The 22,823-nt window shown below is 61.0% G+C and carries 19 protein-coding genes; 7 read left to right on the top strand and 12 right to left on the bottom strand.

The window, feature by feature from the left end:
- Nucleotides 1-3: 3 nt before the first annotated feature.
- The 4 genes from DXB53_RS08940 to DXB53_RS08955 form a co-directional block, all read right to left on the bottom strand.
- The gene (locus tag DXB53_RS08940; RefSeq protein ID WP_117584187.1) at nt 4-1,848 is read right to left on the bottom strand and encodes a hypothetical protein; all 1,845 of its coding nucleotides are present in this window, start codon (nt 1,846-1,848) and stop codon (nt 4-6) included.
- Complete coding sequence (locus DXB53_RS08945; RefSeq protein ID WP_117564927.1) at nt 1,845-2,750, bottom strand: hypothetical protein; 906 nt, start codon at nt 2,748-2,750, stop codon at nt 1,845-1,847. Before DXB53_RS08945 ends, DXB53_RS08940 begins: the two co-directional genes overlap by 4 nt.
- 244 nt (nt 2,751-2,994) lie before the next feature.
- Nucleotides 2,995-3,591 (bottom strand): recombination mediator RecR, encoded by a 597-nt coding sequence (recR, locus tag DXB53_RS08950; protein WP_117584188.1) that lies wholly within the window; start codon nt 3,589-3,591, stop codon nt 2,995-2,997.
- Between the two features lie 13 nt (nt 3,592-3,604).
- Nucleotides 3,605-3,925: a YbaB/EbfC family nucleoid-associated protein gene (locus DXB53_RS08955; RefSeq protein WP_006235174.1), complete on the bottom strand. Its 321-nt coding sequence runs from the start codon at nt 3,923-3,925 to the stop codon at nt 3,605-3,607.
- Between the two features lie 349 nt (nt 3,926-4,274).
- On the opposite strand from DXB53_RS08955, the gene DXB53_RS08960 reads away from it, so the two are divergent.
- Nucleotides 4,275-4,742, top strand: a complete 468-nt coding sequence (locus tag DXB53_RS08960; protein ID WP_117584189.1) for a hypothetical protein — start codon at nt 4,275-4,277, stop codon at nt 4,740-4,742.
- Between the two features lie 22 nt (nt 4,743-4,764).
- Here the strand turns inward: DXB53_RS08960 and DXB53_RS08965 are convergent, their stop codons facing one another.
- Both DXB53_RS08965 and dnaX read right to left on the bottom strand, forming a co-directional pair.
- Nucleotides 4,765-5,025, bottom strand: coding sequence for a hypothetical protein (locus DXB53_RS08965; protein ID WP_117584190.1), 261 nt, complete (start codon nt 5,023-5,025; stop codon nt 4,765-4,767).
- Nucleotides 5,026-5,079: 54 nt separating this feature from the next.
- The gene (dnaX, locus tag DXB53_RS08970; RefSeq protein WP_158556521.1) at nt 5,080-7,560 is read right to left on the bottom strand and encodes a DNA polymerase III subunit gamma/tau; all 2,481 of its coding nucleotides are present in this window, start codon (nt 7,558-7,560) and stop codon (nt 5,080-5,082) included.
- Nucleotides 7,561-7,676: 116 nt separating this feature from the next.
- On the opposite strand from dnaX, the gene DXB53_RS08975 reads away from it, so the two are divergent.
- On the top strand, nt 7,677-8,393 hold the full coding sequence (locus DXB53_RS08975) for a hypothetical protein (RefSeq protein ID WP_117584192.1): 717 nt from the start codon (nt 7,677-7,679) through the stop codon (nt 8,391-8,393).
- Between the two features lie 105 nt (nt 8,394-8,498).
- Here the strand turns inward: DXB53_RS08975 and DXB53_RS08980 are convergent, their stop codons facing one another.
- The 6 genes from DXB53_RS08980 to DXB53_RS09000 form a co-directional block, all read right to left on the bottom strand.
- Nucleotides 8,499-9,158, bottom strand: coding sequence for a DUF5028 domain-containing protein (locus DXB53_RS08980; protein ID WP_117584193.1), 660 nt, complete (start codon nt 9,156-9,158; stop codon nt 8,499-8,501).
- Between the two features lie 5 nt (nt 9,159-9,163).
- Nucleotides 9,164-9,775 carry an ATP-binding cassette domain-containing protein gene (locus DXB53_RS08985; RefSeq protein ID WP_231500810.1) on the bottom strand — a complete coding sequence of 204 codons (612 nt, stop codon included), beginning with the start codon at nt 9,773-9,775 and terminating at the stop codon, nt 9,164-9,166.
- A gap of 29 nt (nt 9,776-9,804) precedes the next feature.
- Nucleotides 9,805-10,602 carry a hypothetical protein gene (locus DXB53_RS08990; protein ID WP_147326479.1) on the bottom strand — a complete coding sequence of 266 codons (798 nt, stop codon included), beginning with the start codon at nt 10,600-10,602 and terminating at the stop codon, nt 9,805-9,807.
- A gap of 38 nt (nt 10,603-10,640) precedes the next feature.
- On the bottom strand, nt 10,641-11,522 hold the full coding sequence (locus DXB53_RS08995; protein WP_089573265.1) for a hypothetical protein: 882 nt from the start codon (nt 11,520-11,522) through the stop codon (nt 10,641-10,643).
- A gap of 54 nt (nt 11,523-11,576) precedes the next feature.
- Nucleotides 11,577-12,089: a hypothetical protein gene (locus DXB53_RS09910; protein WP_124785772.1), complete on the bottom strand. Its 513-nt coding sequence runs from the start codon at nt 12,087-12,089 to the stop codon at nt 11,577-11,579.
- 109 nt (nt 12,090-12,198) lie between these two features.
- Nucleotides 12,199-13,797, bottom strand: coding sequence for a LuxR C-terminal-related transcriptional regulator (locus DXB53_RS09000; RefSeq protein ID WP_158556522.1), 1,599 nt, complete (start codon nt 13,795-13,797; stop codon nt 12,199-12,201).
- A gap of 974 nt (nt 13,798-14,771) precedes the next feature.
- On the opposite strand from DXB53_RS09000, the gene DXB53_RS09005 reads away from it, so the two are divergent.
- From DXB53_RS09005 to DXB53_RS09025, 5 genes are read left to right on the top strand one after another with little or no spacing between them, the layout of a single operon-like run.
- A complete protein-coding gene (locus DXB53_RS09005) occupies nt 14,772-16,625 on the top strand; it encodes a serine/threonine-protein kinase (protein ID WP_117584196.1) in 1,854 nt (617 codons plus the stop codon).
- A complete protein-coding gene (locus DXB53_RS09010) occupies nt 16,622-17,635 on the top strand; it encodes an FhaA domain-containing protein (protein WP_117584197.1) in 1,014 nt (337 codons plus the stop codon). The genes DXB53_RS09005 and DXB53_RS09010 overlap by 4 nt, the downstream gene beginning before the upstream one ends.
- Nucleotides 17,636-17,641: 6 nt before the next feature.
- Nucleotides 17,642-18,058, top strand: coding sequence for an FHA domain-containing protein (locus DXB53_RS09015; RefSeq protein ID WP_006235180.1), 417 nt, complete (start codon nt 17,642-17,644; stop codon nt 18,056-18,058).
- Nucleotides 18,055-19,854, top strand: a complete 1,800-nt coding sequence (locus DXB53_RS09020) for a Stp1/IreP family PP2C-type Ser/Thr phosphatase (RefSeq protein WP_117584198.1) — start codon at nt 18,055-18,057, stop codon at nt 19,852-19,854. Before DXB53_RS09015 ends, DXB53_RS09020 begins: the two co-directional genes overlap by 4 nt.
- A gap of 16 nt (nt 19,855-19,870) precedes the next feature.
- Nucleotides 19,871-22,741, top strand: a complete 2,871-nt coding sequence (locus DXB53_RS09025; RefSeq protein ID WP_117584199.1) for an FtsW/RodA/SpoVE family cell cycle protein — start codon at nt 19,871-19,873, stop codon at nt 22,739-22,741.
- Nucleotides 22,742-22,823: the final 82 nt, after the last annotated feature.

Below are 22,823 nucleotides of genomic sequence, written 5' to 3' on the forward strand. Positions count from 1 at the left end.
GACCTAGGCCTCCTTGGTCGTAGAAATAGAATCGGACGATACTTCGACAGGTCCGCCAAAAGTACGGACAGCTGCGGCTCCACCGGCAAGCGGAGTCGCCATCTGGGCTTTTGTGCGTCGCGGTGCCGAAACGGGAAGTTCAAAGGCAAAGCCCATCGCAAGCAAAAACCACGTAAGCGTATAGGTTGCAACCAGAGCGGCAACAAGGCCGCCCATCACGGCGCGTTGGGAAAATACGCTACATGCAGCCACAACCAGCACCGGAACCTCGCAGGCAGAAAGCGCAAGCACACCCTGCAGGAAGCCCGAGCGCCGATCGCGCGCAAGTGCCCCCGCGGCAACGCCGGCTATGCCTGGCAGCGCCAACGCCAGTGCGGCAATAATACCCGGTAGCGACCCAGACCACACGAGCGATCCCAAAGTCGCCGTCACGCGAGCGCCCGACGCCAGCAGCGCGGCCGAAACCACGACCACAGCCCAAACCACGCCACAGACGACCGTCGCGCCGACCATCAGCGCGCGACGAACCGCGCGGCCAGACGCATCCATGGGGCACGGCGTGAGCGGCTCGCCGCGGAGCGAACGACCGACATTTTGCGCATAGTGGTCACAAAACGCCGAGAGCGCCGCCTCGACCGCCGCCGGCTCGGGACGATCTTTTTGATGGCTGGACAGACAGGCCATCACCACGTCGAACAGCTGGGCATCGACAAACGCCAGCGCATCGCGTAGCTCCTCGGAATCCGGCTCAAGCCCCAGCTGCTGGGCCTGCTCGGCCGCAGCGAGCGCCACATCGGGCTCACGACGAAGCAGCTGAGTCAAATCGCAACCGGGCGCATGGGCACCAATGGGATAGTCGGGCAGCGTGTCCATCTTGAGACGGTAGGGGCTGGCGATGTCGCGCGTCTTTTTGCGCGAACCCGAGGTGCCCGAAGTGCTCGGCGCGGCTTCGTATGGCGCGGCGCCGGCAATGAGCTCGTAAACCGTGCTTGCTGCGGCATAGACGTCGATCGCCGGCGACATACGCAAAGCGCGCAGGTCGGGAATATCGTCGGTGAGCATCTCGGGCGGGGCATAGGCAACCGTCGCGCGACGCAGCGTGGCATAGCGCTCCGTAAACGACGCCTTGCCGCCGGTACCGGCCACGGCCGACGCAGGCTCAAGCGCCAGCGACGAGCCAAAGTCGATCAGGCACAGGTCAAAGGTGCCCTCGGCAAGCTGCCGGTCAAGCGGTAGACGCGCCGTACGCACCATAATATTAGCGGGCGAGATATCGCGGTGGGCAAAGCCCTCGCCCACCAGGCTCATACGGCAGAGCAGATCGAACAGGTCGCGACCCAGACGCGCCGCCACAAGCGGCGATAGGCGGCCGGCATCGTCCACGGCAAAGCGCGAGCGCAAGCGGGCGAGCGTCTCGCCCTCGACCCATTCCATGACAATTGCAGGCACACCGTCGACCTCGCCCCAGCCATAGAGGCGGGGAAAGCCCTTAAGGCCCGAAAGGGCGCGATGGCATTCGTATTCCTCGCGAAACGCCGCTTTGAACTTGGCGACCAGCGCCTCATGGGCGGCGGCATCGTCAAACTCATCGCACGTTGGCAAGATGAGCTGCTTGAGTGCCACGGCCTCGCCTTGGGCGTTGACGGCACGCATCACGCGGCCGATACCGCCACGGCGCATGGTGGCATCGTCGGCAAACAGTATCGTAAAACGACGCAGATAGGCAGGCAGTTCGTCCTGACCGAGCGCAATGGCCGGCTCAAACCCGTCGACACGCGCCAGGCGCAGGCCGACCATGGGATCGCGACCGAGCGATTGTGGTGTGGTGGATGCAAGATCGGTCATCATAGGGCAAGCGCCGCCACGTTATTGTTGAAGTTACCGAGCGCGACGTCATCATCGCCGTAATGGCCGACCCATTGACATAGGTTGGTGTAACAGCCCCACAGATTGGCATACTGCTGATACCACTTTGACCGGGGCGAGAATGTCTGACGACCGAACTCGGCTCGAATGACAAACATCTCCCCGACCAGGCTGTCGCACGGCCTGGGATCTCCCGTAGAGTTATAGGTCGAGACCACGTCATTGGCACGAGAAACATAGCCGTCGAGCATGTTGTACTTGGTCACAAGCCAGCTGTGAATGCTCTCTTCCTCAGCAGCGGAAAGGCCCCCGGAGTTTGCATCGTTGTCAGTGTTGCCGCCCGTCGAGCCGCCGTTTCCAGACCCTCCGGCAGAGGAACCCGACCCAGAGCCACCGCCCGAACTCGACGAATCCGAGCCGGAGCCAGAAGTATCCGAGCTACCGGGCTTTCCGGACTGCTGGGCGTCCTGCTCCTTCTGCTGCTCGACCTTATTCACCGTTGCCGCCACGCTATTGTTGGACAACCGATCGATGATCTTGGTGTTGGTGAGCACGATGGTTTTGCCATTGGCAAGCGTGACTTCGTTGTCCGGGGCCTCGGCGCCGTCCGCGTCGCCGGTGCCAAACACAATATGCGCGACCACACTTGCCCAAGCATATCCAGTCGTGGTCCCCAGGTCACTTTTGACCTCATGCCCCACGCGCGGTTCGCGTGCGGCATGTGCCTGCATCATGGACGGCACGGTCATGCCATAGGCAGAAACGCCAGCTATGACCAGCACCAGCGAGCAAGACAGCAGTGCGTACGCCCGCGGCGCCAAGCCCAGTCGGCGTCGCATGCGCACCGCGGCGCCGCGCTTTGTCTGAGTGCCACCGGGCCGCATGCGTTCTCCTCCAACAAAAACACGCCGCTCGGGAGCGGCGCATTCATTCGAATCCATATTTGAGTGTATCAGCGAACCCAAAAGGTTGCGCAACGAATGGGCAAATTAAGGATGCGAGTGGAAGCATCCATGCGATAAGCGGATACAAAGCATCTTTGTTGCACAACAAACTTATAGTCGCACGGAGAATTATGACTACCCCGTGCGTCGCGATGAAGACATACGGCAGGAGCAGGCTCGCCACCTAAATCGTGCGACGGGCCTCGATGGCGCGCCCAAGCGTAAGCTCGTCGGCATACTCCAGGTCGCCGCCCACGGGAAGGCCGCTCGCCAGACGCGACACCTCAACGCCCAGCGGCTTAATGGTACGCGCCAGGTAGCTCGCCGTGGTCTCGCCCTCGATATTGGGGTTGGTGGCGATAATGACCTCGGTGATATCCTCGTGCCCCAAGCGCGCCAACAGCTCACGAATGTGCAGCTGCTCGGGGCCAATCTTGTCCATGGGACTGATCACGCCGCCCAATACGTGGTAGAGACCATGGTAGCTGCCCGTGCGCTCAATCGCCTGGACATCGCGCGGCTCGCCCACCACGCAAATGCGAGTGGTATCGCGCATCGAATCCTGGCAGATGGAGCACTCGTCGGCCGTGGCGTAGTTAAAACAGCGGCTGCAAAAGTGAACCTCCTGCTTAACCTCCAGGATGGCCTCGGCCAGGCGACGCGCTTCCTCGGCATCGGCCTCGAGCAGGTAATAGGCGATGCGCTGAGCCGACTTGGGGCCAATGCCCGGCAGGCGGCCCAGCTCATCGAGCAATTTTTGCAGGCTATGGTTGGCACTCATATATATGCGCGTCTTAGAACGGCATGCCCGGGATGTTGAGGCCGCCGGTGATGGCGCCCATCTGCTTGTTGGCGAGCTCGTTGACACCGCGGACGGCCTCGTTGACGGCAGCCATGATCATGTCCTGCAGCATATCGACGTCCTCGGGATCGAGGGCATCGGGGTCGATGGTGAGGTTGACGAGCTCCATCTCGCCGTTAACGGTCACCTTGACCATGCCGCCGCCGGCAGAGGCGTCGACGGTCTGGGACTTAAGGTTTTCCTGCGCGGCGGCAAGCTGCTCCTGCATCTTGCGAGCCTGCTTCATCATTTGCTGCATGTTCATACCGGCCATGATGGCTCCTTTACGTGCGGCCGCGCGACAAGCTGCAAGGGCAGCCGGAGCGCGACGGGACTTTCAAACTCAAAAATCGTACCACGGCGCGGGGCAAGCAAGCGGGGCGGACACGCTACCTCAGTCGATATACATGTCCTTGAACGTGACGCACGCCCAAGATTATGCAAGGTCGAATTATGCAAGGTTGCTTAATTATCTCAAGCTACATCTAGCAGAGCTGGAACCAGGCAGTTTATGCGTAGGGCTACAAGGCTACATGGCAAAATGCCGAGCCGCTGCTCGAGGCGGCACGCATGGCGGCTGGGTATAATTTGATTGTCATAGATGACGATTTGGAGGTGCCCTCGTGAATGTCCCAGCCGTACTCCAAAACATCCGCTCAAAACACCCCGTTGCATATGTGGTTCTCTATCTCTTTGTCGTCTGGGTATTACTGGTTATCATCACCCATGCCATAGCTTTTGGAGCAGAACTGCTGATAGCCAGCTCGGACCAGCCCGTCGTCAAATGGGAGACGACCGATGAATGCACCGACGGAACCCGAACCATTTACTACAACAGCCCGTCCCTCTACCAAGAGTTCAAGGTCAAGATAAAGGACTCCAAGATTGTCGATGCCGAACTGGGCTCTTTATTTACAATCGGAGCAACCGTCAACGCCGAGCAAGTCGAGTACACGGACAGCCATGCGACGTATCGTATCGACCTCAGCATCCTAGGCCGACCGTCACGCGCCTGTCTGCTCGAATGCGATATACGCGGCACCACACTACACATGTCCGAAATACAGATGCGCCCGGACAAAAGAAAGTGATATATGGCCGAGTCGGAAGAGACTAGGCATAGACTCGTCCGCCTTCGTAGGCAAAACGCAGGATGGGCGGGGCATTGTTGCGCACGAAATCATCGAGTTCTTTGAGGTTCGCTTCGCTAAAGCCCTCGTGTGACACCCAATTGAATGCCGGCAAGATACACTCCGCCGTGTCAAAACCCCAATCGCGCGGGCGCTCCACAACAACCTTCACCGTGTTGTCCTCCCGGACTTCGGAATACGAAACCTGCGTATCGTCCTCGAGGCGGACATATTCCCACATCATAAGCTCGCTCCGTTCAAAGGGTTCTCTTCTTGAGCAGTATACCCGCCTGCGCAGCTACTCCACCGGCTTGAAGATGGTGGACTGGCCGAAGACGCTGCGGATGAGGGCTTTGGCCTCGTCCTCGGTCTGCGGGATGCTCGGGGCTGCACCCTGATGGCCGAAGGGGCCGCCCGCACCGGAGTTGGACTCCCAGGGAGCTGCAGGAGCGTCCTCCTCTTTGGGGGCAGTTGCAGCGGACTTGGGCGCGGACGCCGCACCCGGCACGTCGAACGGAGACAGATCGTCCCCACCAGCATCGGCAACAAAACCGCCAACCATGGCATCGTCGTAGGGAACCTGCTCGGATTCCCATGGCGCAGACGGCGCGGCGGGCTGAGCCTTGGGAGCGGACGCGCGCTCGGGCGCTCGGGGCGCGGGCTCGGTCGGGAGCTTGCCCGTGGCAGGAGCGCCGGCGGGGTTGTCGGAGCGCAGCCAGGGGGCTTTGCCCAGGTCAGACGACTTGGGCGCGGGCGAGGCAGGCTTGGGCGCGGGTGTCGGAGCAGCCGGTTTGGCCATGACGGGCTTAGGCGCCGACGGGGTCGGCGCCGCTATCGGTGCTGCTTTTGGCTGCGTCGCGCTGGCGCTCGAGGATGCAGGGGCCGCCGAGGACACGGGTTGCGGGTCCGCAGATACCGCAGCCCGTGCAGATGGAGAATGCTCCTCATGTTGAGGAGCCGGCGTGCCACCCCCATCCAGGACATAGTCGACGGTACGACGACCGAAGACCACACTGACTGTCGGCAGGACCACCGACTGCGTGTCGGCGCGTCCAAGCATCTTGATGGCAAAGGTCGAGCCCGCGGGGAACGAGACCGTGAGCCTGGAGCCGTCGTCAGCCGTGGCGCGGGCATTGAGCAAAAGCCCCGCGTAGGAAGCCTGACGCGCCTTGACACGCTCGACAACCTCGGCCCATTTGCGCTGCAGCTCTCCGGCATCCTCGACCGCGGGCGTCTCGGCAGTACCGGCGGCGGCAACCTGGGCGGCATTGTTGGACTGGGGCTTAGGTGCCGGAGCGGTGGCAGGCGCGGGAGCCGCAACGGGCTGAGGCGTCGGAGTCGGCGCAGGCTGAGGTGCAGGCGCTGCAGGCTTGGAAGCTGACACGGACGCAGAACGGGACGCAGGCTGGGCAGCCGGAACAGCAGCACCACGGTCCCAAGGCATACCGCCCTGGCGCGCGGACGTAGCAGCGGGGGCAGCGGATGCCGCCGGAGCGGCAGCACGAGCGCCCGAAATGAGCGTCGGCTGTTGGGCAGCAGCGGGTACGGATGCTGCAGGCGCGGCGGCCTGAGCAGCAGCCACGCTCGCCGGCACGGCGCCGTTGGCAACCATGGCCTCCAAGCGGGCCACGCGCTCGGCCAATGCCTCAATCGTTAAATCGGCCTCGGGACGTGCCAGGCGCGTGCAGGCGATCTCGAGCACCAGGCGCACGTCGCTCGCGCCCCTCATCTCCAGTGCGGCATCGTCGAGCACCGTCAGCACACGGGCCAGGCGGTCGGCAGGATGCTCGCCAAAGGCAGCGGCCTCGGCAGCAAGCGCCTCGGCCTGCTCGGAGCCGCCCTCAAACAGCTCGGCACGGGCACCGGCAACGCAGGCAACGTACACGTCACGCACATGCGCCACCAGGTCGCGCGTCAGCTCCAGCAGGTCGTTTCCTTCCTCGACCTGCGCACGGATCAGTCCATAGAGCTCGGCAACATCGCGATCGGCAATGGCGCGGGAAAACTCGCCCAGAATCTGGTCCGAAACCTCGCCTAAAAGCGAGCGGGCGTCGTCCGCATGCACAGAACCGTTGCCAAAGACGCTCAGCTGCTCCAGCGTGGACAACGCGTCGCGCATACCGCCCTTGGCATGGCGCGCCACGATAGCCAGCGCCTCATCGTCGTAATCGAAGCCCTCCTGCTCGCACACGTATGCCAGGCGACGCTCGATATCCTCGTTGCCGATGCGATGGAAATCGAAACGCTGGCAGCGCGAGAGGATGGTCTCCAGAATCTTTTGCGGGTCGGTGGTGCACAGCACAAAGATCACGTGTGCCGGCGGCTCCTCGAGCGTCTTGAGCAGCGCGTTGAACGCCGCCGTCGTGAGCATGTGGACCTCGTCGATGATATAGATCTTGTACTTGCCGCGCACCGGGGCAAAGTTGACGGAGTTGATGATTTCCTCGCGCACATTGTCCACGCCCGTGCGGGAGGCGGCATCGAGCTCGTAGACATCGGGGTGGTTACCCTCGGCAATGAGCTCGCACTCCTCGCAAGTACCGTCGGGCATGCAGCCGCTTGCACCCTCGGCGCGCGCCGCCTCGGCATTGCGGCACAGCAGCGCCTTGGCCAGAATGCGCGCCATGGTGGTCTTGCCCGTGCCGCGCGGTCCGCAGAACAGGTAGGCGTGGGACAGGCGCCCCTCGGTGATGGCGTGCTCGAGCGTCGAGACGATATGCTGCTGGCCCACCACGGAGTCAAAGGTGAGCGGGCGATACTTTCGGTACAACGATTCCATGGGTGCTCCCCGGGGTATACTGAGTCTTGTTGCCGCGGCGGCCATGCGGTCGCACGGCATACTGCATTCCATAATAACCCGTACGGCGAGCCCGCCGCGATAGGAGTCCAAAGAGCATGGCAGACGCAGAGAGCAACCTCGTTCCCTCCGAAGCAGCCGACCAGGTCGAGGTCGCGCTCGAGGAGCAGGCCGCAGCCGACGACGGCATCCTGTACCTCAACGAGTACCAATACGAAAACGACCTCGTCACCGACTTCGCCCGCCTGGTCGCCTCGCCCAGGCGTCGCGGCTCGCTGTATGTCGCCGCGGCAATTGCCGCGCTGCTCGGTATTGGCATGCTGTTGGCCGGCGGTAACTGGATCAAGTTTGGCGTCGTCCTGATCGTATTCGGCGCCTTTTTGGCCTGGTGGAGCAAAAACCTGCACCACACCCTCGCCCGCGACTTTATCGACGCCGTTGAGGCCGACGAGTCCATGGGTGGCCGCTATCGCCGCGTCGCCGCCAACGAGGACGGCCTGATGGTTTGGGGCACGAGCGGCAAGTCGCAGTTCTTCCCGTTTGAAAAGCTCGACCACGTGCTCGACGGCGAGCGCATCTTTGTGGCCATGTTCGCCGACCAGGGCGTGACGATCCCTAAGGACACCTTTGTCCGCGGCGATGCCGAGCAGTTCGGTCCCTTCCTTAAGGCGCGCATCAACAAAAAACTCCGCATCGAGACCAAACGCAAGAAGATGAAGGCAGAAAAGGCCGCTGCCGAAGCAAAACAGGGCGACAAGCCCCAGGAGACCAAGGGCAAGCAGCGCAAGCAGAAGAAGAGCAAGAAGAAGCGGTAGGCCGGCCGACACCGAAGGCGCCTCGTCCCGCGCCCGATTCCGGGCCGGGGCGCCTGGAATCGGGCGCGCGTACCGCCAATGGACCCGTTTTGCCTTGCTCTCGAGCTATTTCACTTCAAACCTTAAGAGCCTCCGCTCCGGCAGATCGGTCATCTTCATCGTGTAAGTCCCGGGAAATGCTTTCTCAAAACGGACGGTCTCGTAACCTTCGAAATAGTCGTTGGTGTTCTGCATCATAAATGGGACGAGCAACTCGTTTTCTGCCCCAACCTCCACGGCAAACGCAGCAGAGCCGCCAAGGACCGGCATGGCTTGCGTTATCAGATCGGTATTGACTACAAAATCATAGTTTGGCGCAGACTCCGGAACCAGATGCCAAACATACGCTTTGATTCCACCGTCGATATTATCCCTATTTCTGACACGCATCTTTACGGCGATAACGCACGTGATGTCGGCATCCTTCAGTCTCGTTTTCGTATCCACGGTGCCATATTTTGAATAATCGTCATGTGCTCGTTTGAGATACTCGCGCGGCGTGAGCAACTCTGCCCCGTCTATGCAAAACGAATACCCATCAGTCACCACATCCTTCGACCCCAGAAACGCTCCATCCATCGAGAGCCATTCGCCCTCCGCGTAATATTTCTCAGGAATGACCGTCCGGTTCCCGTTAACGACGCTCACCCTCATGCCCGCAAGGCCGGCAGCAGCACAGCAAAAAAGCGCGAGCGCCGATCTTCTCGTCCACAGGGTCTTCTTCATCGCGCTCACGACCTTTCCCGAACTTTCACAACGGCACCGTCGCGCATGCAGTAAACCCGATCGGCCAGTTCCTCGAGCACCTCTCCGTCATGGCTGGACAGAAGGACCTCACGACCCGTTGATGCCGCCATCGCCACAACGCGCTTGAGCATTTCAACGCCCGCTTCGTCGAGGGCATTCGTTGGCTCATCGAGAACAAGCAGCTTCGGCTTCTCCATAATTGCCGCAGCTATCCCCAGACGCTGCTTCATCCCAAGCGAGTATGCTCGGAACTTCTTTTTTTCGTCTGCATCGAGCCCCACGAGCCGCAGGGCAGAGCGAATGTCCTCGGGGGTGGCAACGCCCTTGATCTGAGCGATGAGCTTCAGATTGTCGTAGCCAGACAGATATCCCAAAAAGGAAGGCGCCTCGATCAACATCCCCAGACTCGGCGGGAACGAGATGTCCGCCCCAAGCCTTTGGCCATCGATAGAGATTTCGCCTTCGGTAGGCTTGATCAACCCGCAAACCGCTCGCATGAGCATGGTCTTACCCGAACCGTTTATCCCCTGAAGCCCGACCACAGTCCCAGGGTCAACCTCGATGGACACGTTGCGCAGGACATCGTTTTTACCCATGCGCTTCGATACGCCCCTTACGATCACACTCATATCTTGTCCCCCTTTTCTATAAGGTCGGCCCTTCGAAACCACAGTCCACCCAACGATAGGCATAACGACATAAGCCCAATTGATGACAAGACACTCGAGCCCGCCGCGATTCCCTCTTTGACAATTCCACCCCAGCGCAACAGCATCAAGGCGTTACCCAATAGCGCCCAATGTCGTGCATATGCCGAGCAGATCAGGTAGCTCATTAAAACCACAAACGAGACTGACGACCCAAGCACAAACCCAACCGCTGCCTGCGCAAACGCAAGCGCCTCAAAAGCAAATAAGAGACCTATGAAAAACGGCAGCGCATCTGCCTCGGCAGCTTTGAGAAACCACGGCGCCAAATTAGCCAGTTGAAGCGACTCACCATGAATGACCGCGCTGAACGAGGAGCTCACCACCAAGCTCCAAATCACAACAGAGCAAACCACCACGAGCAGTGAAAATGCCGTTACTGCCGCCACCAAGATAAAACGCGAGACCCACCAAAGGGTTCTTGCCCGGCATCGAACAAGCGCTTGCAAACCAAACCCGTGCAACGATTCGGTCGGATAGTCGAGTGTTGTATAGAGAATAAGCAGAATGAGAAATAGCCATCCTAGCGGAGGCACAAACATGACCCCGGGCCTAGGCTCAAACGGAGCAGATCCGGCAAACACGAGCGCAAGATTATCCGCAAACCCCAAGGTATCCGTTCTAACCCCATACACAGAAGACAATCCGTAGGCGTACACCAAGTTCGCAACGGTCACTGCCGCAATTGCAATAAAAGTGATGATGTTCTTCTTCAAAACGGTCCTCAGGTCCGCGGCGACCAGCCTAAACAGCATCAGACCACCTCGCGTCTTTTCCACGCCCCAGAAAAAGCCAACGAAGCAAGGGTCAATAATATGATTTCCGCAAAACCGGCTCGAATGTCTGGCCAGTTATTCAGCGATTCCGACCTGATGCTGTTGAGGATATTGCAGTTAAACCCCACACAAGCCATTACGCCGAAGATCCAGCCATTTGCAAAATGCCACGCAACCATTAGCAGATACGGGACAATTATCGCTTTGATTCTGCTACGAAACAAAATTGAGAAGCCAGTTACAGCCATGGATAAAGTCCCGAGCGTGACAGCATCGAACAGCGTGTATGCGAGCACATATGACAAAGGATGCGAATAAAATAGACCGGAGAAGTAGCTATGCAGGTAAAGTCCTACGTAAGTCGACTCATCGACCCGAGGAAGATACGCAGGAAAAAGCATCGAGACGATCAGGAAATTGACGAGCAGAGGAATGGCAGTCACTGTAAACGCGGAGAGGAAAGCAGACAGCATCTTTACGTTCACGTACGCCTTTCTGGAAACGCGCGTGCATATCTGCATGTCATAACCACTCAAACGCTCAAAGAGACACGACCAAGATCCAGCCAACATTGCAAGCAGGGGCAGTGCATAGAAAAACACCGACGCAGACAGTGGCGCGTTCGCGCTCACAACAATCCAGTTACCGAAGCTGCTTTCACGTGTTTGACCGAGATAATTTTCGGCTTGCACGCCAACGCCGTAACCAAAAGAAAGAAGGTTGTGGCGCTCTTTTTCCAAATTTGCCCACGGCTCCAGCGCGGCAGCTATTGCAACTGCGACCGCAATCAAGAGAGCAAGGATAAAAGCTGGACGTCTAATCGTTTTCGACAGTTCGTATCTTGCGAGCTTTTGGTTCATACGTCCTCCTCCCCCTTCCGACCCAGAAAGCCGGAAGGGAGCCATTTCAAACAACTATGCGGGAAGCTTGTGAAAATGCCCGACGCAGTCGGGGCTCCATACACCAATAACAGTGCCGTAGCCAGACTCCGCCCATGCAGTCAGTCGCGCCGCAGATCGCCCGTTCTCACGGACGAGGTTATACATTTCCCACTGTCCCTTGTGATTCGAACGATACGTTCCCTGAGTACAATTCATGCTGCCGCTACCGCTTGTGTTATACGCACCGTCTGTATATAACCGAAGCGGATTTCCCGTATGGCCCTGGATATCCAGATAGAGCGATGAGGAATCATCCTTTTGACGGTAGCCAGTTGCACTCGTCCCGGCACATTGAAAACTAAATGCCTTATCGGCATTGTTCGTACAGGTCGTAATTCCCGTATCGGCGTTTTGAGTAATGCTGGAAACCTGAGAGGTGTCAAACTCCTCTTGTGCAAACGATGCAGCGGGAACCCCTAGGGACAGACCAGCTGCAATCACCAAGCCGACTCCGATTCGAGCAATAGCGCTCCTTGGCTTAATCATGGCCTTCTCCAATCAAAAGCGGTTAACAATGCGTCGACGCACGGCAACCTTCGCATGAATAGAGAAAGATGTCTGTAAACACCCGCTATTGAGTTGATTGCTCAGGCGTTTACACGTTATTTACCTGCGATAACAATAAAATTAGCTCCGCCTTATTCTTGATCTTCAACTGGCGGTAAGATGCAGACCGCAGCGCTTGCACCGTAGATGCAGCGTAACCGACATCCTCCGCAATGGCCTTTGTCGTTGCCCCCTCTGCCGTCATCAGCAAAATTTGCGACTGAACATCAGAAAGGGAGCGCGACGTAAGCAGGGCCAGCTGGCGCACGCGGGCCGTTTCGGTGGACCCGTTCGCCCGGTACTCCAAGACGGCCTTCTCGTCCTCAACCGAGCGGGCGAGCGCGATGTGCGTAACGAACATGGGCACAGACCAGCAAACAATCACCGTTGCCACGACGACATTGACAGCCGAACTTTGCCCCAACAACGACGCGAGGAACAACGGCTCGAAAACCGTCAGATCCTGCACCATATTGAGCAAGACAGCCCAAACAGGAGCCGTCGCCCCGAAGCAAAGCATCCATATCCCAAGCATTTTGCGCTGCGGACAGCTTCGCATCACTATATATGTGAGCAGCACCCCCGTCAGCACCGCAAGTCCATGGATTCGCCCCCTAGCGACCGCATAGATTAAGGCAACCATGCCCATTGACACCAACGGCACGATAGCCCGAGCATGGGCATGCACCTTAAACGGACGCAGCCCAACAGCGAGCGAAGCCGTAGACGCCACGCCGCAAAACAGGACCGGCACAGCCATCAACGGAACGCGTATGCACATCAATGCCGCGATATAGATAAAAGACCATTCCACAGCAGATAGCACCGCCCATACGTACGGGCTTCCGAGCCAAATCGCTTCACCCGCTCTATCCAGCGCAGCGCCACGATTCGCTTTTCCACCCGCGTAGCGTAGCGACAGAAGCAGTCCGAGACCCAATGCGTAGCTTAAGAGGGAAAAGGCGACAGCCCGCGAAACACCGGACCCCCAATCGCTATCCGCCATTACCAAGGGCCCCGCCGCAAGGAGGATAAAGAATAATGTGAGCAGGTATCGAAACAGCCGGCGCGTTCGAGCTGATGCCACTATATCGTCAGCATGCCGCTGCGGTAGCTCATGCCCTACAGTATCGCCCTCACCCGCAAACAGCGCCACGAGCTCGCGTGAGCCCGCAACCGACGCCTTCCCGTATGCTCGGTGAAGCGTTGTTCTCACCGTCGATGGCTTCGTATCCGTCTCCTTGGCAATTTCCGCCGGCGTTTTCCCTTTGAGCAGCAGTCGAACAAACTGCTCTTCTCTAGGCGACAGGGCGGGGGAAAACGCCCCCGCATCGAATGGGTCGGACGCACAGGCGATATCCGAATTGTTGTCCCGTTTCCCCCTTAGCAACATGCATACGAAGGCAGCAGCGATAACGGACCCCATCGCCAGCAATGCAATGACCACGGCATCGCTTGCGAAGTATGCCGCCTCAACAGCCGGAATAAGACCAATAGGAACTGCTACGAGCACAGAACAGGCAAACACGTCGCGCCGCCCATGGCCAAAGGCACGAGGGCGGCAAAACGGCGGGGCCACAGTCAATGCGAGATAGACCAACGGAATTAAAAGCGCAAGGCCAATTGACGCGGCCGTTACAGGGGGCATCCCCCATGGCTCGGGAACGACTCTCCATGAAACTCGACAGCAAAACAGCAGGCAAGACATGACGGCTATTGTTTCTGTAAAAATCGCGTCCTGCGGGTGACGAGTTTCCCTTTCGTCAGTCCGTGTCGACCTCTGCGTCAAAGGAGAGTCCGCCGTGCCCCAAATAACATATGAGAGAAGCAGCGACCCAACAAAGCACGAGACACACGAAACGCCATGTAACAACCAAATCGGTGCAAACACGATTGGAATAGAGTCTCCGCGAGCATAGAAAGCCAGGTCGGCCCATTCGGGAACCGTTGCAATAACACCAAGGAAAACACCGATGGCACCGAGATGCCTCGGCCTTCTCATTCCCCCCTTGCATAGCGCAGCACCATGAACAAACGCCGCGAGGCATGCGCCCAGGATAACGAGCCAGGTCATTGCACCTGACGCTAGGCCGATTGAAGATGAAAACCGGTGATAAGGGGTGACCGCCATTACGACAAGCGCAATGGCGCAGGCAGACGTAGCAGAACGGCGGGAAAAAAGCATATGGCCTCCATAGCATGTCATTATATCGCTCGATCCGCTCATCTATCTCCATGCCCACACCGGCCAACATCAACGATTCACGCTAACTCCAATCCGAGCCAGGTCACGGTCCGGCTTTTGTCCGCAGCCCCCGCCCCAAAGCGGGATGCGGTTTCCTTTTGAGCGCCGATTCGGAAAGTCCGTCCCGTTCCAGGCCAATATTCTGGGATGCAGTTTCCGCAGCCCACCCCATTTGGAAGGCGCATCCCATTATTTGGCTGAAAACTGGGGTGCGCTTTCCGAACGAGCCGAAACGGCCCGAATCGATCGGACCACCTCATCCCCGTTTCCTCGCCATCTGCCCGAGCGTGCTACACTAGCAGCATCTATGCCACCGCGAACGGCTCGGCCCCGCGCCCGCCGCTCGCAAACGAACTTTAAACGCACGAGGGTTGGCCATGCCGCTTTTCTCGCAACATACCGCCCGGTTCTCGCCGGACGTTCCTTTGGAGGGCACCAGCTCTCGCGAGCTGCTCAAGCGGTACCAGCCGCTCGAGACACTTGCGACCGGCGGTTTTGGCTCCATCGAGATCTGCCGCGACACGCACCTGCGCCGCCGCGTCGCCATTAAACGCATCCCCCTTATCAACGGTGCCGGCATGCCCGCTAGCGACATCATGGATGTCCTGCGCGAGGCGCACACTGCCGCCATGCTTCAACATCCCAACATCGTGCAGGTCATCGACTTTACGCACGACACAGCCTATGCCTACCTGGTTATGGAATATGTCGATGGCATGTCGCTGGCCGAGTTTTTGCACCGCGCGGACGGCCACTCACTTACCTTTGACGAGGCCGCGGCCATTGCCGATGCCCTGGGCCAGGCGCTCACCTTCGCCCACAGTAATGGCGTACTCCACCTGGACATTAAGCCCGCCAACGTGCTCATCGACCACTCGGGCAATGTAAAGCTCACCGACTTTGGCATGGCGCGGCTGTCGTCCGCCGGTGGCTTTGGCGGCTCACGCGGCGGCACCATCGGCTACATGCCGCCCGAGCAGCTCGATATCGAGACCGGCACGGTCGACGAGCGCGCCGATGTCTTTGCCCTCGCCTGTGTGATCTACGAGGGCCTGTGCGGCAGCGCTCCTTTTATGGCGGCCACGCCCGCCGACTCGCTCGGCCGCATCATCGGCGGCGCCACCTATCCCAGCGAGCTGATACCACACTTTCCCCCGGGAGCCGAGGCCGCGCTCATGAGCGCGCTCTCCCCCATGCCGCAGGACCGCCCCAACAGCATCGAGGCATTTTGCGACCAGCTCCTTGCCGGTCTGGGCAGCGTGCGCGAAGGCCGTCGCAGCCTGGAGCAAATGGTTGGCGAACTTTCGGATGACGAGCAGGAGCTCGACGATATCGAGCCGTCGCACTACGAGGACGACACCATCGAAGTCGACCCCGCACTCGGCTGGGCAGGCACGCGCTGGAGCCATGCGCGCGACTACGCCATGCACGCTATCTCGGCGCTAACGTGCGGCGCCTTTAGCTTTTTGCTGATGCAGACGGCCGGCGTCGCGGCGCTTCCCGGCCTGGTCATTGCGGCTATCGCGATCGGAGCGGCGGCCGGCCTGGCCCCCCAGATTGGCTCGGCCATCTCGGCTGTGGGCTTTTTGGTGCTCATGGCAAACGCCACCATGCAGGCACAGGGCGTCCTGTCGATGTTGCCCGTTGCGGTGATCTTTGCCGCCGCCATGTCCGGTTGGTGGATCGCCTGGGGTCGCACCGAGGCTGCCGCGAGCGCCGCACTCACCTGTGCACTCGCGCTTGGCTGTCTGACCGGCAATACCTTCCTGGCAGCTGGGGTCACCGCCGGCGTCGCGTCATTTTGGCTCGGCCCGGCAAGCGCCGCCGCGGCAACGGGCATGGGCGCACTTTTCGCCCGTCTGGCCACGGTCGCGCTTTCAGCCGGAGGCGTGCTGGGGCTCGGTAACGTTGCCGCAGCGCTGGGAGACCCACTCCTTTGGGCTGCCTTTGTGCTGGTAGCGGCAACTGCCGCGGCGTCATCTGCGCTGCTCAACGCCCATGCCAAGCGTGCCGATCAGGGCTCAAACCTTGCCGTAATCGCCGCCATCGCTGTCGCCGGCATCGGCTGCGCAGCGGCGTCCTGTCTTGCACACCATATGGAAATTGCCAGCCTTGCAGCCGCGGTCGTCGCCAAGGCGGCGGTTGCGGGAACCCTATCCTCTATAATCGTTGGGATATGCCTATATTTGCTCGGATACCAAAGAACCTATACGGAGAGTGATCTTTCGTGAACTTCCTGAACATCTTCGAGGACCACGTGGCCGGCATCTTCGGTGCCACCCGTGCCCCGTTCTCCTTTAAGAAGCTTGCCAAGCAGGCCGCTCGCGACATGGAGGATCAGACTCTGGTGATCAACGGCGTCAACACGGCGCCGGCACTCTATACCATCCTGATCGCCGCCGACGACGATCCCATGCTCGCCCCGTTCTACCCCGAGCTTTCGCGCGAGGTCCGCGAGTTTGTGAAGGCGCAGGCCGAAAAGCGCCGCTATGTCTTTGTCGGCGAGCCCCTCGTGCGCTTTATGATCGATCCGCAGCTGCGCGCCGGCAAGTTCTCGGTCTTTGCCGAGAACGTCGATGCCCCCACGCTCGGCCGCCTGTACGAAGAAGAGCGCGCCTATCAAAACGGTCTGGGCCAAAACAACTCCGCGGCAAGCCGTGCCGCCAGCGCCCCGCGCGCCGGCCAGCAGCAGTTTGCTGCCCCGCAGCAGCAGCGCCCCGCCGCCATGCCCCAGCAGCAGCCGACGCCTCGCGCCGCCGCTCCCGACCCGCTTGCCGTGGCAGACCCCTTCGCGCCTAGCGTCCCCGACCCCGCCGCAGCACCCATCCCGGTGCCGCAGACCGTCTCGCGCGACGCGCTTGCCGGCATGGGCGGAGCCGCCGCGACCGGTGCCGCCGTGGGCCTAGGCGCCGCAGCCGACATCGCCTCCAACATGGCGAGCACTCGCGCCCCGCAGCGCCCGCTCGCCCAGCTCGTCGACGTCGTGAGCGGCGAGAGCCATAGCATCACCTCCGCACAGGTGACTATCGGTCGCGAGCGCTCGGTTTCCGATATTGCCCTGCGCGACCCCAACGTGTCGCGCCGCCACGCCCAGCTCACCTTTACGGGCTCGGATTGGTCGATCGAGGACCTCAATTCCACCAACGGCACGCTCGTCAACAACCGCCGCATTACGCGCTGCCCGCTGCGCAACGGCGATCTGCTGACGTTTGGCCTGAGCACCTTTGAATTTAGGGGATAGTCGCTTATGAACATCGATATCGTCCTTTTTGCAGGCCGCATCGTCCTGGTCGCCCTGCTCTATATCTTCCTGTTCGCCGTCATGAAGACCGGCGTGGGACTTGTGCGCGGACAGCGCCGCGACTCGGCTATCTGGACGATCGATGTGGACAAGGGCCCGCGCGGCATCCGTGGCATCCACGTAGACATGCTCGGCCCCGTCATCGTCGGTCGCTCGCCATCTTCGGACATCTGCATCAACGAACCGTTCGTCTCGGCCTCGCATGCGCGCTTTTCGCTGCAGGGCCCGGCGCTCATCATCGAGGACCTCAACTCGCTTAACGGCACGCTCGTCAACGGCCGCCAGCTCGTGGAGCCCGCGACGCTGCGTGAGGGCGACGAAGTCCAGATTGGCGACGTGGTCATGAAGGTGAACCGTCGATGATCGACGAGGAGAACAAGTCCGCAACTATGACCGAGGCACCGGCTGCCGCCACAGCTGCGCCGGCCCACGCCGCTCCGGCGGGCTCCGCACCCGTGGAACCCGAGGACACCGTGTTCTCCCTGCCTCTTTCGCATGTAACGCATGATATTTCGGATCTCGCCGATAACGAGGACGAAGAGGATGCCGTAGCGGCGCCCATCGGCGCACATGCTGCGGAACAGCCCACAGCGCCCGAAGCAACCCCGGCGCCGGCTCACTTTGCAGAGCCCGTCGCCGCGGCAATCAACGAGAGCGCTGCGGTGTTTGCGGCACCCGAGCCCGCCGCGCCGGCGTTTCCCATAGCCCCGGCATCCGAGGTTGCGCCCGCGTCTACGCCGGCGCCCGAGCCTATAGACGTCAGCCCGCAAGACGACGAGTCGACCGCCCGCGCGCCCGAGGAGCCCGGCTCCCCGGACACCGGCGATTCCGAATCAAACGCCGAGACCGACACCGTCTCTCCCGGTGACACAGCCGAGATCGACGTTGCCGCCGTTGAGACCAAGCTCAAAGACCCCGGCTCGACCATGAGCTTTGAGCCCCTGACCGAGGAGCGCATCGAGACCGACTCGACCTATGATGCCGGCACCACCACGCAACTCATGTGGGGCGCCCGCTCTGACGTTGGCTGCGTACGCCCGCACAATGAGGATTCCTACCTGGTGCAGTCGCCGCTCTTTTGCGTATGCGACGGCATGGGCGGTCACGCCGCCGGCGAGGTAGCCTCTTCCATTGCCGTCGAGACTATTGCCAAGACGGCCCCGCAGTCCGCCGACGCAGCACGCCTGGCCGCAGCCGTCGAGGCAGCCAACGCCGCCGTAATCGAGGCGGCCCTGAACGGCCTGGGCAAGCCCGGCATGGGCTGCACAGCCACTTGCGCCTATATCGAAAACGACACGCTCGCCATCGCCCACGTGGGTGACTCTCGCGCCTACCTGCTCCACGAGGGCACGCTCATCCGCGTGACCCGCGACCACTCCTACGTGGAGGAGCTCGTGGACGCCGGTGAGATTACGGCAGACGAGGCTCGCGTCCACCCCAACCGCTCGGTCATCACCCGTGCGCTGGGCTCGGACCCCGCCATGTATGCCGACCACTTCACTCTGCATATCGAGGAAGGCGACCGCCTGATCCTGTGCTCCGACGGCCTTTCGAGCATGATTCCCGATAGCGATATCGAGAACATCGCCACGCAGTCCTCAACCGCGCAAATCTGCGTCGACAACCTAGTGGACGCGGCGCTTGCCGCCGGCGGCCACGACAACGTGACCGTAGTAGTCGTTGACCTGGTTGACGATGGCGTTATGCGCGAGGCGCAACGCGTGCGTCGCCGCAACGTCACCATCGGCGTCGTCTTAGGTCTCGTCTTGGTGCTGGCGGCTGCCATCTGGGCCTACACGGGTGTCACCGGCTCGTACTACCTGGGTACCTACCAGGGCAATGTCGCCGTCTGGCGCGGCCTGCCCGGCAAGCCGCTCGGACTCAAGCTCCACTGGCTCGAAAGCGAAACCAGTATCAAGCTGTCCGACCTGCCCGAAGACACGCAAAACCGCCTCAAGGCGGGCATTCCGCAAACAAGTGTCGACGATGCGCAGGACACGATATCCAAGTACCGCCACCAGATCGACGAGGAGCAGACCCGCCAGGTGATCGACGCGCAAACGATTCGCGACAACACCGACCAGGGATCGACCTCCGAATCAGATTCCGAGAAAACCGCCGAACAGTCCGCCGAGGCCGAAGCCTCCGAAAAGAACTAGAAAGGGAGTGCCGCTTATGAGTCGCCGCAACACCGAGCTGCTCTTGCTCATCGCCTCGGCGTTCCCCGTCATCCTGCTGTATGCGATGTACGTCCTCACCACGGGCGCTGCCATCTCCTTTGAGACGCTCGCCGTACCGATCGGCCTCTTTGCCGCCTTTGCCGCGGCCCACATTGCCGTGCGCATCTTGGCGCCCGGTGCCGACCCCGCCATCCTGCCCATTGTCTTTGTGCTTTCGGGCATCGGCATCACGTTCGTGACGCGTCTCGCCCCCGCTCTCGCCATCTCACAGCTCATCATCCTGTTTGTCTCGGTGGCCCTGATGGTGGGAACGCTCGCGTTGGTTAAGAACCTCGACGTAGTCATGCGCTACAAGTACACCTTTGGCATTATCGGCATCATTCTGTTGATGCTGCCTATCTTTATCGGCACCACGATCTCGGGCTCCAAGCTGTGGATTCGCATCGCGGGCTTTACCATCCAGCCCGGCGAGTTCGCCAAGGTCTTTATCGTGCTGTTCCTGGCCGGGTACCTGGCCGAGAACCGCGAGCTGCTCTCCATCTCCAACCGCAAGATCCTGGGCTTTAAGATCCCTCGCCTGCGACTGCTGCTGCCGCTGTTTGCCGTGTGGGGTGTGTGCCTGCTCGTCGTCGTCTTCGAACGCGATCTGGGTTCGGCCGTGCTGTTCTACACCATCTTCTTGCTGATGCTCTACGTTGCCACGGGACGATTCTCGTATGTCGTTATCGGCCTTGCGCTCTTAGCCGTTGGAGCCGTGGGCGCCTACAAGTTCCTGTCTCACGTTCAGGTGCGTTTCCAGGTTTGGGTCGATCCGTTTAAGGACGCCCAGGGCCAGGGCTACCAGATCGTCCAGTCGCTCTTCTCGCTTGCCGATGGCGGTCTGGTCGGTGTTGGTATCGGCAACGGCATGGCCAACAACATCCCTGTCGTCGAGTCCGACTTTATCTTCTCGGCCATCGGCGAGGAGATGGGCCTTTTGGGCGGCGGCGCCGTGCTCATCCTGTTTATGCTCTTTGCCGTGCGTGGCCTCACCACGGCTGCCCGCGCTAAATCCGACCTCGCCGCCTTTAGCGCCACGGGCCTTACGGCCGCCATCAGCTTCCAGGCCTTTTTAATCGTGGGCGGCGTTACCCGCCTGATCCCGCTGACCGGCGTCACCCTACCCTTTATGAGCCAGGGCGGTTCCTCGCTGCTGGCAAGCTTTATCATCGTCGCGCTCCTGCTGCGCGCCGGTGACGAGGCGACCGGACGCGAGGCCGAGCTTACCGGCACCGGCACTATGGCCGCCATCACCGATGATCAGGTCGCATCTGCCGCCGCCCCGACGGGCACGCGCTTTGCCACCTCGTCTTCCTACGGCAGCGGCAGCCATTCCGTCGGCTCGCGCATGCGCCGTCGCCTGCTCGACACGCCTGAATCCGGTGTGCTCGGCCGCGTTGCGCTCGCCAACCGTCTAACCCGTGCGGTGCTCGCCTTTACGGCGCTGTTCGCCATCCTTATCGGCAACCTCACCTATGTCCAGGTCATCAAGGCCAAGGACTATCAGGATATGCCGACCAACAACCACACTATCGCCCGCTCCAAGTACATCCAGCGCGGTTCCATCATCACGTCCGACGGCGTGACGCTGGCCGAGTCGCTGCAGCAGGAGGACGGCACCTACGTACGCTCCTACCCCAACGGCAACCTGGCAGCGCACGTGGTTGGCTACGTGAGCCAGCAGTATGGCACCACCGCCATCGAGAGTGTCATGAACGACACGCTCACCGGCTCTAAGGATTACTCCAGCTGGAACAACGCCATCGCTTCGCTCGCGGGCCAGACCCAGCCGGGCAACACCGCCAAGCTCACCATCGACTCGCGTATCCAGACGGCGGCCGAGCAGGCGCTCAAGGGCTTTAAGGGCGCTGTAGTGGTCATCGACCCGCGTACCGGTGCGGTGCTCGCATGCGCCAGCTCGCCCACCTATGATAACACCAACATCGACGCCCTGCTGCAGGCGGGCGGCGGCGAGGACGGCTCCATGTACAATCGCGCCATGGACGCGCTGTACACGCCGGGCTCCACGTTTAAGGTCGTTACGCTTTCCGCGGCACTCGAGACCGGCACCGCCAGCCTTACCAGCACCTACCAGGCGCCCGGCTCCATGGACATCGGCAACGCACCGGTCACCAACTATGCCAACGAGAGCTACGGCACCATCAGCCTGCAGCAGGCCTTTGCCGTGTCTTCCAACGTCGTCTTTGGCCAGGTGGCAAACGAAGTTGGCGCAAACACGCTCGTGCAGTTTGCCAACGCCTTTGGCTACGGCCAAAAGCTCGGCCAAGACCTGACCTCCGCGGCCTCCATCATGGCCGACCCGTCGCTCATGACCGAGTGGGAGACCGCCTGGGCCGGCGCCGGCCAGCCTGTCGGCATGGACCACACGCCCGGGCCGCAGACCACCGTCATGCAAAACGCCGTGATTGCCGCCGCCATCGCTAACAGTGGCGTGGTCATGGACCCGTACTTTGTAGCCCAGGTACTCGCCCCGGACGGAACTGTGGTCAAGACCACGCAGTCCCGCTCGCTGGGTCAGGCCGTCAGCTCCGCCACGGCCGACCAGGTCAAGCAGGCCATGCTCGCCGTCGTCCAGTCCGGTACCGGCACCGATGCCCAGGTCCCCGGCGTCAAGGTCGCCGGCAAGACCGGCTCGGCCGAGACCGGCGGCACCAACGTCAACTCGATGTTCGTTGGCTTTGCACCTTACGATTCACCCACGGTCGCCATCTCGGTGGCCTTGGAGGATTACGACAAACACGACGTCAAGGCGGCCAAGATTGCCGGCATCGTCCTGACCGCGGCGCTCGCCGCACAGGGAGCGTGATGCCCATGATCGAATCGGACACCCGAGGCGCGCCGCGGCCGAAGAGTTAGCGGCAACGCGCCACACGGCCCCAGCGGCCACA

Origin of the sequence: Collinsella sp. OM04-5, assembly GCF_003439125.1 — a bacterium.
In the GTDB taxonomy this organism is placed as follows: domain Bacteria; phylum Actinomycetota; class Coriobacteriia; order Coriobacteriales; family Coriobacteriaceae; genus Collinsella.

What these genes read in the sequence shown, in the direction of transcription:
- DXB53_RS08945 (WP_117564927.1), bottom strand. Translation starts at nt 2,750, where the DNA reads ATGCGGCCCGGTGGCACTCAGACAAAGCGCGGCGCCGCGGTGCGCATG.
- DXB53_RS08995 (WP_089573265.1), bottom strand. Translation starts at nt 11,522, where the DNA reads ATGAACCAAAAGCTCGCAAGATACGAACTGTCGAAAACGATTAGACGT.
- DXB53_RS08985 (WP_231500810.1), bottom strand. Translation starts at nt 9,775, where the DNA reads ATGGGTAAAAACGATGTCCTGCGCAACGTGTCCATCGAGGTTGACCCT.
- DXB53_RS08975 (WP_117584192.1), top strand. Translation starts at nt 7,677, where the DNA reads ATGGCAGACGCAGAGAGCAACCTCGTTCCCTCCGAAGCAGCCGACCAG.
- DXB53_RS08940 (WP_117584187.1), bottom strand. Translation starts at nt 1,848, where the DNA reads ATGATGACCGATCTTGCATCCACCACACCACAATCGCTCGGTCGCGAT.
- DXB53_RS09910 (WP_124785772.1), bottom strand. Translation starts at nt 12,089, where the DNA reads ATGATTAAGCCAAGGAGCGCTATTGCTCGAATCGGAGTCGGCTTGGTG.
- recR (WP_117584188.1), bottom strand. Translation starts at nt 3,591, where the DNA reads ATGAGTGCCAACCATAGCCTGCAAAAATTGCTCGATGAGCTGGGCCGC.
- dnaX (WP_158556521.1), bottom strand. Translation starts at nt 7,560, where the DNA reads ATGGAATCGTTGTACCGAAAGTATCGCCCGCTCACCTTTGACTCCGTG.
- DXB53_RS08955 (WP_006235174.1), bottom strand. Translation starts at nt 3,925, where the DNA reads ATGGCCGGTATGAACATGCAGCAAATGATGAAGCAGGCTCGCAAGATG.
- DXB53_RS09005 (WP_117584196.1), top strand. Translation starts at nt 14,772, where the DNA reads ATGCCGCTTTTCTCGCAACATACCGCCCGGTTCTCGCCGGACGTTCCT.
- DXB53_RS09015 (WP_006235180.1), top strand. Translation starts at nt 17,642, where the DNA reads ATGAACATCGATATCGTCCTTTTTGCAGGCCGCATCGTCCTGGTCGCC.
- DXB53_RS08980 (WP_117584193.1), bottom strand. Translation starts at nt 9,158, where the DNA reads ATGAAGAAGACCCTGTGGACGAGAAGATCGGCGCTCGCGCTTTTTTGC.
- DXB53_RS09020 (WP_117584198.1), top strand. Translation starts at nt 18,055, where the DNA reads ATGATCGACGAGGAGAACAAGTCCGCAACTATGACCGAGGCACCGGCT.
- DXB53_RS09025 (WP_117584199.1), top strand. Translation starts at nt 19,871, where the DNA reads ATGAGTCGCCGCAACACCGAGCTGCTCTTGCTCATCGCCTCGGCGTTC.
- DXB53_RS08965 (WP_117584190.1), bottom strand. Translation starts at nt 5,025, where the DNA reads ATGATGTGGGAATATGTCCGCCTCGAGGACGATACGCAGGTTTCGTAT.
- DXB53_RS09000 (WP_158556522.1), bottom strand. Translation starts at nt 13,797, where the DNA reads ATGCCCCCTGTAACGGCCGCGTCAATTGGCCTTGCGCTTTTAATTCCG.